Annotated in this window: 14 protein-coding genes and 1 pseudogene; 4 read left to right on the forward strand and 11 right to left on the reverse strand. The window is 63.6% G+C overall.

From position 1 onward, the window contains the following. Positions 1-26: 26 nt before the first annotated feature. Positions 27-422, forward strand: coding sequence for a signal peptidase II (locus G6N18_RS09295; protein WP_163689846.1), 396 nt, complete (start codon positions 27-29; stop codon positions 420-422). Position 423: 1 nt separating this feature from the next. After that, entirely contained in the window at positions 424-1,209 is a 786-nt protein-coding gene (locus G6N18_RS09300; RefSeq protein ID WP_083002152.1) for a prolipoprotein diacylglyceryl transferase, read from the forward strand. Between the two features lie 98 nt (positions 1,210-1,307). On the opposite strand, the gene G6N18_RS09305 is transcribed toward G6N18_RS09300, so the two are convergent. The 3 genes from G6N18_RS09305 to G6N18_RS09315 all read right to left on the reverse strand — a co-directional run bounded on the left by G6N18_RS09305 (position 1,308) and on the right by G6N18_RS09315 (position 5,207). After that, the gene (locus tag G6N18_RS09305) at positions 1,308-2,351 is read right to left on the reverse strand and encodes a methyltransferase (protein WP_083002155.1); all 1,044 of its coding nucleotides are present in this window, start codon (positions 2,349-2,351) and stop codon (positions 1,308-1,310) included. Between the two features lie 78 nt (positions 2,352-2,429). Then, entirely contained in the window at positions 2,430-4,127 is a 1,698-nt protein-coding gene (locus tag G6N18_RS09310) for an arylsulfatase (protein WP_083002157.1), read from the reverse strand. Between the two features lie 306 nt (positions 4,128-4,433). Further along, positions 4,434-5,207: an SDR family NAD(P)-dependent oxidoreductase gene (locus G6N18_RS09315; protein ID WP_083002160.1), complete on the reverse strand. Its 774-nt coding sequence runs from the start codon at positions 5,205-5,207 to the stop codon at positions 4,434-4,436. A 748-nt stretch (positions 5,208-5,955) separates the two neighbouring features. On the opposite strand from G6N18_RS09315, the gene istA reads away from it, so the two are divergent. Both istA and G6N18_RS09325 read left to right on the forward strand, forming a co-directional pair. Continuing rightward, the gene (gene istA, locus G6N18_RS09320) at positions 5,956-7,509 is read left to right on the forward strand and encodes an IS21 family transposase (protein WP_163689847.1); all 1,554 of its coding nucleotides are present in this window, start codon (positions 5,956-5,958) and stop codon (positions 7,507-7,509) included. Beyond that, positions 7,506-8,315, forward strand: a pseudogene (locus G6N18_RS09325) (ATP-binding protein). Before istA ends, G6N18_RS09325 begins: the two are co-directional and overlap by 4 nt. A gap of 888 nt (positions 8,316-9,203) precedes the next feature. Here G6N18_RS09325 and G6N18_RS09335 read toward each other — a convergent pair. The 8 genes from G6N18_RS09335 to G6N18_RS09365 form a co-directional block, all read right to left on the reverse strand. Further along, positions 9,204-9,515 carry a hypothetical protein gene (locus G6N18_RS09335; protein ID WP_083006724.1) on the reverse strand — a complete coding sequence of 104 codons (312 nt, stop codon included), beginning with the start codon at positions 9,513-9,515 and terminating at the stop codon, positions 9,204-9,206. Between the two features lie 32 nt (positions 9,516-9,547). Further along, positions 9,548-9,970 carry a hypothetical protein gene (locus G6N18_RS09340; protein WP_083006722.1) on the reverse strand — a complete coding sequence of 141 codons (423 nt, stop codon included), beginning with the start codon at positions 9,968-9,970 and terminating at the stop codon, positions 9,548-9,550. A 240-nt stretch (positions 9,971-10,210) separates the two neighbouring features. After that, the gene (locus G6N18_RS24805; protein ID WP_109749580.1) at positions 10,211-10,792 is read right to left on the reverse strand and encodes a P27 family phage terminase small subunit; all 582 of its coding nucleotides are present in this window, start codon (positions 10,790-10,792) and stop codon (positions 10,211-10,213) included. Between the two features lie 254 nt (positions 10,793-11,046). Further along, positions 11,047-11,172, reverse strand: coding sequence for a hypothetical protein (locus G6N18_RS24725; protein ID WP_264007206.1), 126 nt, complete (start codon positions 11,170-11,172; stop codon positions 11,047-11,049). Positions 11,173-11,220: 48 nt separating this feature from the next. Next, positions 11,221-12,384 (reverse strand): phage major capsid protein, encoded by a 1,164-nt coding sequence (locus G6N18_RS09350; protein ID WP_083006717.1) that lies wholly within the window; start codon positions 12,382-12,384, stop codon positions 11,221-11,223. Positions 12,385-12,591: 207 nt separating this feature from the next. Continuing rightward, the gene (locus G6N18_RS09355; protein WP_083006715.1) at positions 12,592-12,945 is read right to left on the reverse strand and encodes a hypothetical protein; all 354 of its coding nucleotides are present in this window, start codon (positions 12,943-12,945) and stop codon (positions 12,592-12,594) included. After that, positions 12,942-13,199, reverse strand: coding sequence for a hypothetical protein (locus tag G6N18_RS09360; RefSeq protein ID WP_133052483.1), 258 nt, complete (start codon positions 13,197-13,199; stop codon positions 12,942-12,944). The genes G6N18_RS09355 and G6N18_RS09360 overlap by 4 nt, the downstream gene beginning before the upstream one ends. Beyond that, complete coding sequence (locus G6N18_RS09365) at positions 13,196-13,525, reverse strand: hypothetical protein (protein ID WP_083006710.1); 330 nt, start codon at positions 13,523-13,525, stop codon at positions 13,196-13,198. Before G6N18_RS09365 ends, G6N18_RS09360 begins: the two co-directional genes overlap by 4 nt. Positions 13,526-13,712: the final 187 nt, after the last annotated feature.

Consider the following 13,712-nt stretch of genomic DNA (forward strand, 5'->3'; position numbering starts at 1 on the left):
TGCAACTTGCCCTGACAGCATTCGTCGTGCTTGCAATCGATCAAGGGTGCAAGCTGCTGGTTCGCAGTGACCGGTTCGAAAGCGTGCAGTTGGGGCAGTTCGGAAGCCTGCGCATGATCGGGGGACGATTGTGGTTGCGTCGGCTGGCCGGCCGTGGCCCGAAAGCGCTGTGGCTCTGGGCTGTATCGGCCGGTGTGCTGATAACCGCAAGTGCCTGGATTCCATCGTCGTTTGTGTTCGTCGGGCTGCTGGTCGGCGGCTCGTTGAGCAACCTCCTGGAGAGTTCGGTGCGGGGATCGGTCACCGATTACGTGTGTCTGCGGTTCTGGCCGGCGTTCAACCTCGCCGATGTCGCGCTCGCGGCCGGCGCGCTCGGCATTGTGATCGAGCTGCTGAAGACGCTAGAGGCAACTGCGGGGTGACATGAGCGCACCGCAGGCAACTCCCGCAGCGATGATCGGCTTCCCCCGGTTCTTCGTGTTTGCCGGGCGTCGCGTCAACTCGTACAAAGCCTTTTTGGCCGTTGGCATCTGCACCGGCACACTGTCGACGGCAGCGGTGGCAGACGCGTCCGGGCTCTCTCCACTGCGGGTCGGGCTGGCGGCGATGGTGTCCGCGCTCGCCGGGTTGATCGGGGCGCGGGTGTACCACGTGCTCGTGCACGCGCCCACCTACCTCAAAGCGGGCTCGCCAGGCGCGTTGTGGGATGGCGCGGCCGGAGGTTTGAGCGTTTTCGGCGCCCTGCTCACCTTCGTCCCGATCTCGTTCGCCGCGGCAGCCGTGGTGGGCATTCCGTTTGCCGCGTTGTGCGATTACATGGGGATCGGCGTGCTCGTCGGTGGCTTCTGGATCCGGTTGGGATGCGCGTTCAACGGCTGTTGCGCGGGCCGCGAAACCGACACCCTATTCGGGGTCCGCCTGCACGACACCCTGGGTGTGCGGAAGCGACGCCTCCCGGTGCAATTTCTCGAAATGGCGTGGTGGTTCCTCGGATTCCTGTGCATTGCCACTTTGTGGCCCAAGGGATTCCCGCCAGGGAGCTACGCGCTGGCCGTCCTTGCGTGGTATGGCGCGGGACGTTTCGTTCTCGAGCCCCTGCGCGAACGGCCAGATGTCATATGCGGTCGCGTGCGGATCAATCAGCTCGTGGCCGCGCTGATCGCGTTGTGTGCTGGCAGTGCGCTGGTCTTCCTTGTCTGGCGTTCGTGACGCCCGGCTCTTTCCGATCACGGCTCCGACGCAGCCATTCATCGAGTTTCGAAGTTTTCTCACGACGATGGCCTGCCGGTTTGTCTCACGCTCCGGGCCTACACTCTCACGGCCTCAATGAGGAACTCCGACATGCCGCCGGGAAGAGGACGGCGCGAGAAGGACTGGAAACCAGCTTCCTCCAGCCAGCTCATCCATTCAGGCCATGTTCGGACCATTCCCTCTCCGGAGGCGAGCGTCAAAAAGTAGGCGCAAAGGTGCGCTACGAAGGGCGGCCCCATCTCGTCGTCGTCCTGTAGCGCCTCGATCACATAGAGGCTCGCACCCGGCCGAAGCGCCCGCGCAGCCTTCGCGAGCAAACTGCGTACCTTTTCTTCGGACCAGATCGAGAGGAATCGGGAGAACAACATCGCATCGAATCCCCCGGGGAGCTCTTCCGCGAAACAGTCCCCGCCGACCGCCGTGACCCTCTCGGCCATCCCCTGCGCCGCCAGGCGGGCGCGGGTGGACTCCGCGACGGTCGGAAGGTCGAGTACGGTCACGTGCAGGTCAGGCCAGCGGCCCGCGAGGATGGTGGCGTTCACGGCCTCGCCGCCGCCCACGTCCAGCAACCTGCGGTGGCGCGACAGGTCAAGCGTCTCCGCGAGGAAGGCCGCGGTCCCAAACGAGACGAGGCTCATCATCTCGTGAAAGATCTTCTCCAACGGTGGATTTTCCGCGAGCCGCATATAGAGGTTCGACGCAGATCCCGGGATCTCCTGCAGCCCGACGTTGGTGTTGGCCTTGAGCGCCTCAGCGAACCGCGCCATGGGTCGATACTGAATATGGTTCGCCATTCGCACAGCGGGCACCATGTTCGCCGGGTGCGCTTTCGAGAAGAACCGCTCCGCGCCTGAGGTGTTGAAGTAACGATCGCCCTCCTTTCGGAGCAGGCCGACCGCGCTGCAGCCGAGCAGGAGAATACGCGCGGGCTGGTTCTCGAGCTTCAGGTGCTCGGCGACCTCATCGCGCGTGAGGCCCGGCGAGCGAGAGAGCAACGTAAACAGGTCGAGCTCGACCGCGGAAGCCAAGAATTGGAAATAATACATCCCGAGAAATAGATCTAAAATCGCATTCTCGTCTTGTTCGGTTAGCTCTTTCATGCCAGGCTCCGTGCGCTGAATAGGTCGAACAACCGGTAACAGCGTCGCACTCGGCCGGCGGGTTGCCGCTGTTCGCGCTCAGTTGCCGGTTGGCAGGCCGATGTCCACCCCGTCTTCCGCGAGCTGTTCTCTCAAGAATTTGAATCTCTGGTACTGCGTGACGGTGATCGGGCCCGAATAGCCTTCGCTCTGGAGCTTCCGCGGAGGGTATTTCAGGTAGGTCTGCATCAGCTCCTTGACCGCATCGTTGATGGATACGAGGGTCCACGTGTGCTCGGTGTAGTTGTTCATGAAGATGTCGTAGCGTTCCTGCGGGTCCTGCCAGAGATCGAAGATCTGCGGAACGGTCGCGACGTACGCTTGCGCACCTTTCCAGCCGAGGTTGGTGTCGACCGCGAGACCTCCGGTGGTCGCACCGTCATCACCGCGCAGATTGAAGACGGCCTTGTAGTGACCGACGCGCACCGCCCCGGGCGTCAGTTCGTTCTCACTGAAGTAGAACCAGGACTTGCGCTCGGACTTGCCGGTTCCCAACAACACCGGTGACATGTCGTAGCTGTCGAAGATGATGGGCTCGCCCTCACGGTCCTTCTCCGGCAATTGCACCCCAGCCAGCGCGGCGAAGGTCGCCATGTAATCAAGGCCGCCGACGATATCGGAGTTGCGTGATCCAGCTTTGATCCCCGGGCCCCAGGCGATTGCCGGAACGCGATTGCCGCCCTCGCGAACGGTGCCCTTGGTACCGCGGAACGGCGTGTAGCCGGCGTCGGGGTAGACGTCCTGCCAGGCGCCGTTGTCCGTCGTCCAGAACACATACGTGTTCTTGTCTAGGCCCAGCGAGCGGATCTTGTCCATGATGCGGCCGATCCGGGCGTCGTTCTCCACGATTGAATCCGCAAATTTCGACTTCGAGAGCGACTTGCCCTTGAAATCAGGGTGCGGCATGTTCGGCTGATGCACTTTCATGAAGTTGACGTGCATGAAGAACGGGTTGTCGGATTTCGCGTTGTTGTCTAGGAACTCCAACGCGTCCTGCTCGACGTACTCGTCGTAGAACGGAATGCCGACGAGCCCTTTCTCCGGCGTATTGACGTACTGGCCGTTGACCTGGAAGTCCTCTTTCGCCTTCTCGCCTGCTTTGCCCGATAGCGCGCCCTGCGTCACGCGCTCGAACATCGCGCGTAGTTCCTCATCCATGTCGGGGAACCATTCCGGGTCGGCATAGGTGTACGCGTTGAGGTGATAGAGCCCGCAGTGCCGCATTTCGTCGTAGCCGTGCGCGTTGGGTAGTGCGTAATCGGACTCTCCGAGGTGCCATTTGCCGGTGAAGAACGTCTTGTAATCGGCGGTCTTGAGCATGGACGCGAGAGTCCACTCGGCAGCCGGCAGCCCGCCACCCTGCCCCTGGAAGGCCACGGTCGTCATGCCGCTGCGATTCGGGATACGTCCGGTGAGAATCGCCGCGCGCCCGGGTGTGCAACTCGGTTGCGCGTAGAACGACATGAACTGCATGCCTTCTTCGGCCATCTGGTCGAGACCGGGAGTGGGCATCCCGCGGTTTTCGCCACCCCCGTACACGCCCGCATCGCCGTAACCGAAGTCGTCGGAGACGATGAGAACAATGTTCGGCTTGGACTTGCTCGATTTGCTCGGCGTGGACTTGCTCGATTTGCTCGGCTTGGACTTGCTCGACCCTTGCGCCATGTGTACCTCCCAGTGATGTGCAGTCAGATACCCACTCACCCTGCCACCAATCAGAGGTCGGCGGACAAACATTGCGGGGTTCGGGCGGACAACGACCAAAATTGTTGCCCCTCACCACGTTCGCTTTGCCGCCCGTTGCCCGCCCAGAGGGGCCGCGTCGTGGGTTGGCCGATGATGCCGGGCGAACGCAACGTCAGCGCGAGGAGTTCGTTCGCTTGGGTCAGGTACCTCGCCCGGCGTGAGCTCGCACGATGGACGACCTGGTGTCACGCTGCGCCAAAACGGGCGCCGCACGGATCGCCGACAAGGCGCAATTTGCCAGGTACCTCGCCCGGACGGCAACGCGAACCCACCCGGTCGATATCACCGTTGCGGACGCTACTGCGCGAGGTATCCCCCGTCGACAGGCAGCACCACGCCGGTGATGAAGGAGGCGTCGTCGGAAGCGAGGAAGACGATGGCGCTGGCGACTTCGGCCGGTTCGCCGATACGGCCCATCGGGTGCATGCGTTCGATCTCGGCCAGATACTCCGCGCCACCCGGCTCGTCCGGCAGCTGCTTGACGCGCTCGGTTCGGATCGTTCCGGGTGCCACGGCGTTGACTCTGATCCCCTGGTCCGCCCACTCGACCGCTAGGTGCTTGGTCAAGCCAGTGGCGATGAACTTGGCGGGCCCGTAGGCCGCCTGCCGTTTCTGCCCGGCCAGTCCGGAAATCGAGGAGAGGCAGACGATGGCCCCACCACCGGTCGACAGCATCGCCTCGATCGCGAACTTGCAGGTGAGAAACATGCCACGCCCATCGATGCCCATCACCTCGTCCCAACCGGCGGTGGTCACCTCCATCGCATCACCTAGCGGAATGATGCCGGCGTTGGCGACCAACACGTCGAGCCGTCCGAAGCGATCGGTCGCTGCTCCGATCATCCGCCGCGCGTCGTTCTCGACCGAGACGTCGCCGATAACTGTCCCGACCTCCGCACCGGTGTGCCGCAGTTCATCGGCCAGCGCCAGCAGCGGCTCGCCCTGAACGTCGGTCACGATCAGCCGCGCGCCCTCACGCGCGAAGAGCTCCGCGGTCGCCCGACCGATGCCGAACGCTGCCCCGGTGATCACAGCGGACTTGTCCAGGAGGCGTCTTGGTCCTTGGATCACAGTTTCCAATTTGCGGTCAGTCCGCCGCTATTCGCGCCTGCGTTCACCGCACTATCGTTTCATTGCTGGTCGGACGGTGTCCGAGCTTTGATCGTCGCGGTGCGCGGCGGGGCCAAAATGAGAGCAGGCCAGGGATTACGTCCCTGGCCTGCGACTTCAAAAGTGGAGCTGCCGGGAATCGAACCCGTATAAAGGCCCTTGACCTGCGGTTTTAGGCGAGCGACTCCGGACGAAATCGGACGAATCCGCAGGAAACCGGCTGCGGTGTCTTGACAGTGTCAATGCCGCATCGCCAGCAAGGCCGTTGGGCGCTCCGATCCCTTTATGGTTGAGGGCCGACCTGGGGAGCGATACGTCCTGCCAATAGGTCGTTGATGGACCATTTCGGTTGCCATAGCTGCCGCTTCGCGACTGCCGGATATGTGAACGAGACTGTTCGCGGTGTCCGTCAACACGCCGATTTGACCACTTCGGCCCGACACGCCAAGGAGAATTTTTTATCCACAGATTCTCCGGTCGTTCGCAGAGCCACCTTGTTAGCGGTCACCTTGAATGACCTTGAGCTGGTGCTTCAGCGTTGCCGTGTCGGCTGCCAGCTAGAAGGGACCAGCTCGGCGCCGGTTTTGCCATGAGTATGGGACCGCCTGCTTGCCACTGATGGGACCACCGGGCTGGCTGCTTTGCCAGTTATGGGACCACCCCGGCGTGGCTTCGGGGCTTCCGGTCGTTCGGCCGCTGTATTGGCCGAATGAGCTACCGGGAGGTGTCGGTGATCGAAATCAAGGAGATGCTGCGGCTGTGGCTGCAGGGTCGAGGACTGCGTGAGGTGGCCCGGCTATCGGGCACCGACCGCAAGACCGTGCGCCGTTATGTGGATCGGGCACGCGCGTGCGGGCTGGACCGTGACGGCGATGTCTGCCAGCTGACCGATGAGCTGTTGGCGGCGGTGATCGCCGGGGTGCGGTCGAGTCGGCCCAACGGCAAGAGCGAGGCGTGGGAGACCATCGCCGCTCAGGGCGAGCAGATCAAGGCGTGGCTGGATCAGGACCTGACGCTGACCAAGGTGCACACACTGCTGGGCCGCCGTGGTGTGGTGGTGTCGTATCGAACGTTGCACCGCTATGCGGTAACGGAATTGGGGTTCGGGCAGCGGCAGACCACGGTTCGGGTGGCCGACGGTGAGCCGGGCGCCGAAGTGCAGGTCGACTTCGGCCGGCTGGGCATGCTCACCGACGCAGCCGACGGGCGCCGCCGGGTGGTGCACGGGTTGATCTTCACCGCGGTGTATTCGCGGCATATGTTCGTCTGGCCGACCTACCGCCAAACACTCAATGATGTGATCGGCGGGTTCGAGGCTGCCTGGGCGTTCTTCGGCGGGGTGTTCGCGGTGGTGATCCCCGACAATCTGAAGGCCATCGTCGATAAGGCCGATGCGACCGACCCCAAGCTCAACGACGCGTTTCGCGAGTACGCCCAGGCTCGTGGGTTCGCCGTGGACCCCGCCCGGGTACGCAGCCCGCGCGACAAGCCGCGGGTCGAGCGCAGTGTGCCGTATGTGAGGTCGAATTTCTTCGCCGGAGAACAGTTCCGCGACATCGACGACTGCCGGGCGCGAGCCCAGCAGTGGTGTGCGCAGGTGGCCGGGATGCGGGTGCACGGCACCACCCGATGCCGGCCCGCCGAGGTGTTCGCCACCGACGAGGCACCCAAGCTCAAGGCGGCACCCGATGACGTGTTCGACATCCCGACCTGGACCCATCCCAAGGTCGCCCCGGATCGGCACGTGCAGATCGCCAAGGCCCTCTACAGCGTCCCCGGGGAGCTGGTGGGTCGGCGGCTGGATGCCCGGGCCGATGCGCGCACGGTCAAACTGTATTGGCGCGGTGAGCTGATCAAGGTCCACCCCGTCGTCGCGCCGGGGCGCCGCCAGACCGATCCCGCCGATCTGCCGGCCGAGGCGTCGGTCTATGCGATGCGGGATCTGAACACCCTGCAGCGCAAGGCATCAGCGCACGGTGACCATGTCGGCGCGTATGCCGCGGCGGTGCTGGAGCATCCGCTGCCGTGGACCAAGATGCGCCAGGTCTACCGGCTGCTCGGGCTGGTGCGTCGCCACGGCGCGGGCGCGGCCGATGACGCCTGCCGCCGCGCGCTGGACGCCGAAGTCATCGACGTCGGGCTGATCGAGCGCATGCTGTCCCGGGGTGCGGGCGAGCAGCTGCCGCTGATGGCGAAACCGCCAGCGACGGCGTCGCGGTTCGTCCGCTCTGCCACCGACTTCACGGTGCGGAGGCCCTCATGAGCCCCGCCCGGCCCGACACCACCCCGGCGGTCAAGCCGATCGAGGTCTCCAGCGACCTCAAAGCGCTGATGCGCCGCCTCAAGCTCGGCCAGCTGCTCGACACCCTGCCCGAGCGGCTGGCGCTGGCCCGGTCTAATCGGCTGCCGCACCACGACTTCCTGGAGATGCTGCTGGCTGACGAGGTCACCCGCCGCGACCGCCAATCCGCAGCACGGCGCGCCAAAGCCGCTCACCTGGACCCGCAGATGCAGCTACACGCCTGGGACGACACCGCAGCGATCACCTACGACCAACAACTGTGGGCAGAGCTGACCTCGCTGCGATTCCTCGCCGACGCCTACAACGTGCTCATCATGGGGCCGGTCGGAGTCGGAAAACGTTCCTGGCCAACGCATTAGGGCACGTCGCCGTCCGGCGTCACCACAGCGTGCACACCGAACGCGCCGACAAACTGTTCAAACGCCTACGCGGTGCCCGCCTGGACGCCACCTACGAAGACGAGATGCGCAAACTACACCGCGTCGAGCTACTCATCATCGACGACCTCGCGCTGCACCGGCTCGAAGCCACCGAAACCAGCGACTTCTACGAGCTCATCGTCGAGCGCCACCGCACCGCGTCGACCATCATCACCAGCAACCGTGAACCACCAGAGATCCTGACCATGATGGCCGACCCACTCCTGCCCAATCCGCGATGGACCGGCTGCAATCCGCGACTACGAACTCGTCGTCGAAGGCGAGTCCTACCGGCAGCGCCAGAAACCCCGCCCCGCAAATCCGGCCCACACCAATCCGTCGGATTGACCGGCGGCACCATCATCGGTCACCATCACCACACGGCCCGCGACCGGAAACAACCGGTCCCATCCTCATGGCAAAACGGTGGTCCCATCACCCTGGCAGGCGACAGCCGCACCCCTGCGGAGCCGTCGTTAGAGGGCGGCTTATATCAAGTTATCCCCAACGGGTCAACCCGAGCGACCGCCTTATCCCCAGGTCATCCACATAGCTGCTCCAAAGATTAGCTTGCGCCGCCGCCAGCAACGTCTACAGTCCTCAGCGTCGGGCCTGCTAGAAGCCACGGCTTACAAAAAAGCGGCCCCTCCGGTTGCAACGGAGGGGCCGCCTGAACACTCCCCCAACGCGATATCAAGGAAGCGAAGATGACGATAACCGACGACCACAGCGCGGGCCACTTTCGGATGCGCGCAGCCTGCCCCGGCTGTGGCAGCACCGATGGGGCCATCACCACAACGGGTGGTCAGGACACGGTCCGCTGCGTGAAGTGCAACCGATACTGCTACAACGCGCCACGTACCGAGACGGGCCGCGCACGCCGCTCGCTTCGGTCCCGACCGCAGGTATCTCCCAGTCAGCGGCAACGGATCTTGGTGCGCGACAAGCGGGCGTGTTTTGTCTGCGGTCGCAAGAATGTACATCTGGACATCGGGCACATCATCTCGATCCGTGAGGGGCGAGCGCATGGCCTGTCCGAGACTGAGTTGTTCGCCGACGACAACTTGGTGGCGATGTGTCCGGAGTGCAATGCCGGTCAGGGATCAGCGACGTTGCCGCTGCCCTTCCTGGTAGCCGTCTTACGCGCCGCGGGTCGGCCGGTTTCGATGCCGTTGCTCGTCGCAGTACTCCGTGTCCGGTGCGCGACCTAGACCAAGCGACGGGAGCTGTCGGCTGTCAGATGCGCTCAATGGGCCGATCATCGGCCATCCAGATTCCCGCGCCGCGAAAGTCCTCCGGTACGGGATAGCGCCCATAGATGCCGTCTAGGTCGCCCTGCTGCACCTGAGCGTGTTCGCGATCGGCGTGCGCAATCAGACGTGCCGCTCTCGCAGCCTCCACAGCGCGGCGGTCCTCGTTGGCCTCGTACCAGAGAAGCAGGAGCCTGGAAGCCACCACCAGGACGACCACTGCCACCAGGACGGGCCACATTTCGATGATCGCGCTGAGCACGATCATTAGGATCAGCGCCTGGCCGAGCGAGCGCATAACCAATGGTAGGCGCTGCCCGTCCTATGGGCTCAGACTTTCGCGACCTCGCGCATGGTGGCGACGTTGAAAGCGCCCCGGTAGATCGGTAGGGCGTAGCCGTTCGGTGTCTCGTCGGTGACCAGGATGGCGCGGGCACGGTACAGAGTCGAGCAGATCCCGGCGATGCTGCCCCCCAACGTGCCATCAACGATCCGCCCCTCAGCGGTGCCGAAGGTCAACGCGCACGCATACGGGCGTGCAGCCGTGGCGACGTACCGCAGCATCGACTGTGGGGACGGGCAGGAGTAAACCCCACAGCTGCAACCTTCGCACGGTGGCAGATGACCCGCGATCGGACACACTGCCCGCATCATGCCAGCGGTCGGCAGGACCGCGGCGCTTCCCAGGATGCCGAACGCCCGCGGCGACACCAAAGCCCCGTCCGCGATCCGCCACAGCTTCCAGGTATTCACGGCTTCCAGGTATTCACGTCGCGCGATACTTCGCCCGTCGTCGGTTGCGCCGCACCCTCAGCCGGGCGATGACCCAGCCTCGTGGTGCCGCTGCCCGACGTGCGTCCCAGAATTGAGAGTATGCCTTGCGTTCTGTCGACGCGGGCCAGTCGTCGGGGTCGAACTCGCGAAGCGGCCCGGGCGGATATTCCATCGTCCTCCACCAGTCCCACCCCGAGCGGTTCTCCCGCAGCCGGGCCATTACGCCTCTCGCAGTTCGTGAACGGTGGCGTGTCGCTCCGGTTCCTGCTCGCTCGGCAATGCCAGTTCGCGGACCAGCCGGCTTATGGTGCGCTGGCACTCCCTCAACTCCATCAACAAGGGGTTCGCCTTCGGCATCTGGCCGCGGCCCCCGGTGACGACAAGGCCATCCTCGACGATTCGGCGGTCAAGTTCTTCGATACGGTCGGCTTCGCGGCATAGCTCGCGCAGCAACACCAACTCGCAGCTTTCGAGGACGTATTTGGTCGTTATTTCACGCCAAAGCCCCCTTCCGCGCACCTTTAGGCCCGTTGGCGCGCGGGGTGGTTTCGATATGGTCATGGTCCCTCTGATTCGCGAATTAGCTTGCAGTACAGCATGTTTCGGTGATCTAATGGTGTTGCGGCGCAACGGATTCGACACGTCGCCGCAATGGCAGAAATCCCCTCTACCTGCGAAGATGCCTTTTTCGACCCCTCGCCATCTCGGGGACGGAAAGGTTCCTGACGTAGGTGCTAGTGACCTCTGGGCTTCAACTTTCGAGTACGCCCCCCAAAGCCCAAAGCTATTGCGGGCGAGCATGTTTCAAAAGATCGAGTCGGCCCGCCTCGATGGTAAGCATGTCACCAGTGACAGCGAACCACCGGCACTCGAATGGCATCCTTCATCAATGTTGATGTTATGTTGAAGTCCGACCGAGAACCCCGATGTCGTGGGCGACAGATGTATGGGTCGACGGGTTCTGGGAGACTTTGCACACCCCACCCGATTGCGACACAACATGGTCGGGATGCGCCGGGGGCCGCTGGAATCAGCGACACCCCCGGCGCAACGGGTCACGGCGTTGTGACCGCCCCCGTGACGATCGCCGGCTCAACGAACCACAGGCCGAAGCCCGCGTAGAAGCCACGCAACGCGCGAATCCGAACCAAGTGCATCACCTGCGCCTTGGTGAGATCCATACGTCGAGCGCACTCATCGAGGTCGACGTAGTCGCGATCGAACATCGCTTACGCAACGAGGTCGATCAGCGCGAAGCTGGCGGGGCGAAGGTGCCCTAGCCCGATTCTCGCCTCAGCACGCATGACGGCGGCGTTCTTTGCGAAGTGGTCGCCGCCCGCGTCGACGTCGAGCCTCATACTCTCGCGCACGTACAGCCGGATCTGGCTCCAGTCCGCCAAGATCGCGGTGCCCGTGGGCACGCTCGGCGAAACCACCCGCTGAATACTGGTCGGGCCAAACACGTTGGCGCTGCCAGCGTTGCCGTCGGTAAAGCCGTCCAGCAGGAAGCCGACACCATCGGCCGCTTCTTTCGTCAGGTCGATTGCCTCGGCATCCGCGGGCGAGACGACCCAGGCGTTCGGCATGACGCCGATGGTCTGCAACGCGGTGACACCCTTCCGGAGCGTGGTCACCACATCGGTAGCGAAGGGCACAGCCGTGGTTCCGGCCACGGTCAGGATGCCGGTCATGTTCTCGCCGGTGCCGCTACCGCTGACGACCTGACTTTCCAGCGCGTCTAGCACGCCTTCGGTCATCTCGGTTTCGAGCCAGCGCACCACTTCGGCGGCGTCTTGCCACAAACGGATCGGAATTTCTTCCGAGAGGTGAGCGATGACGCGGGCGCGGTCCTCGACCGGCTCCACGGTGAAAACGCTCGTGGGTTTGGAGCCCAGATCGGCAACGGGCGCAGCGTTATTCGTCCTCACCGTCTGCCGGAAGTACTCAAACGCGTTGGACTGCACCGTTGCCCGGTTGACCAGCAGATCCACCAGCCGCGTCGGCCGGGCCTTCGGGGTGACGGCGGGGTCGACGAGCACTGGCACGTCGACCGAACCCGACGAGATAGCACGGGCCTCGCCGCTCATCTTCCGAATCGCGTCGGCCGCGCGATGTGCCCACGCGTTACTAGCGCTGTTGTCGCCCACGCGGGCGGTAGCTCGGGCGACCGCGGCGACGTCGGGATTCTCACGGCCGGAACGGGCGATGTCGTCGCGCACTGCGGCGATGTCGGCATCGAGTTCGCGCAAGCTCTCCGTGATCGACTGGAATCGCTTGGTTTCGTCGGCGGTGAGGTCGCTCGCGCCACGCGCCTCCACGGCCGCGAGGATTTTTGCACGCTCGGCCTTCCGGTCCGCGTGCAGCGTGAGTAGCCTTCTCAGCTTCTCATTCATACGGTGATCTCCTATGGGGAGGTTGATCGCGGGGACGTTTGCCCATAACGATCAGTAGAGAACGCGCATAACGCTTGTTCTCTGATTGGCAGTTTGCTAAGTGCCATAGCCCAGACGTTTCGTGTCGGCGCCGCTGCATCCACGGAGTGCCACCGCATGCAGATCCGCCCGTGCCGGGCGGGGAAAGTTAGTAGTCGGTGCTAATGCTCAGGGCTCGGGAACCTCGGGCATGGGCTCGGGCGGAAGCTCGGACCACTTGGGCAGGCTCGCCGGGTCCGGTTCGGGCAGCGGCTCAGGCTGGTTCTCGGCGGCGATCACGTCGAACTTCGCCATGTCGAGATTCCACGCCCACTCACGTCGCGCCTTCTCGGCGTCGATGGTCACGGCAAGCGCACGACCGATCGAGCGGATGCCGGCGTAGCCGCTGGCCCTCCACAAATCGGCGACCGTCATCATGTAGGTCAGTTCGCCGTCTGTGGCCTTCTCGATGTTGAAGTCACCCCGGGCGATCCGGCGGTTATGGAGTTCCTCGAATCTGAGTTTCGATCTGTCGTACTTCACGAGTGCGCCTCTAGAGGTTGTTCAACTCCGTTGACGTAGCGACGGATTCGGGCCTTGTCGTCCCGATCGCGCTTGGCGGCGTGCTCATCCATGATCTGGCGCCGTTCCGGCATCGGGTCGGGTCGTCCCCGTGCGAGCCAGGCCAACAAGGATTCGATCTGCTCGTTGCTCAGGTGAAATGAGCACCCGCGCATGTGTAGTCGAATCCCGCCGTTCACCGGCACGAAATACGTCCGCGCAAGGGTTCGGCTCATGCTTCTGCATCCTCGGGTTCGAGACGGCCGCGCTTCTCCAGCTCGCGTTCAAGGAGATCGGAGGGTAGGCCGCGCGTGGCGCGCTCCTCAGCCAGTCGTCTGCGGCGGTCCAGTTCCATCTCCAACTCACGCTGCGGCGCGTGGCGAAGGGTGGAGCGATCCCATTGGTTCTCAAGCTTCGGTGTCGTCGCGCGCTCACCACTAGCGACGAACTCATTGAGCCGACGGATCTCGTCGTAGGACACGTGCAAGCTGAAGGTCCAACCGAGCAACTTGACGCCGTCCCGGGTGCGCAGAAATTCGAGCCGGTTCTTGTTCCTTGTCATTTAGTGGTGGTTCCCCTCAAAGATGATGTTGACGAGTTCGTTGGTTTCGGCTTTGTGTTCGGTTGATGCCAACCTTTGATGTCCCCTTCGGTGAAAATCGCCGCGTTGAGGCGGCCCTATTAGAAATACCTTTTAGAAATAGCGTCTAAGGTTGAAGTTTGCAGAATGGGAATTGTTTAACCGGCAC

This window comes from Mycolicibacterium celeriflavum, from assembly GCF_010731795.1.
Classification (GTDB): Bacteria; Actinomycetota; Actinomycetes; order Mycobacteriales; family Mycobacteriaceae; genus Mycobacterium; species Mycobacterium celeriflavum.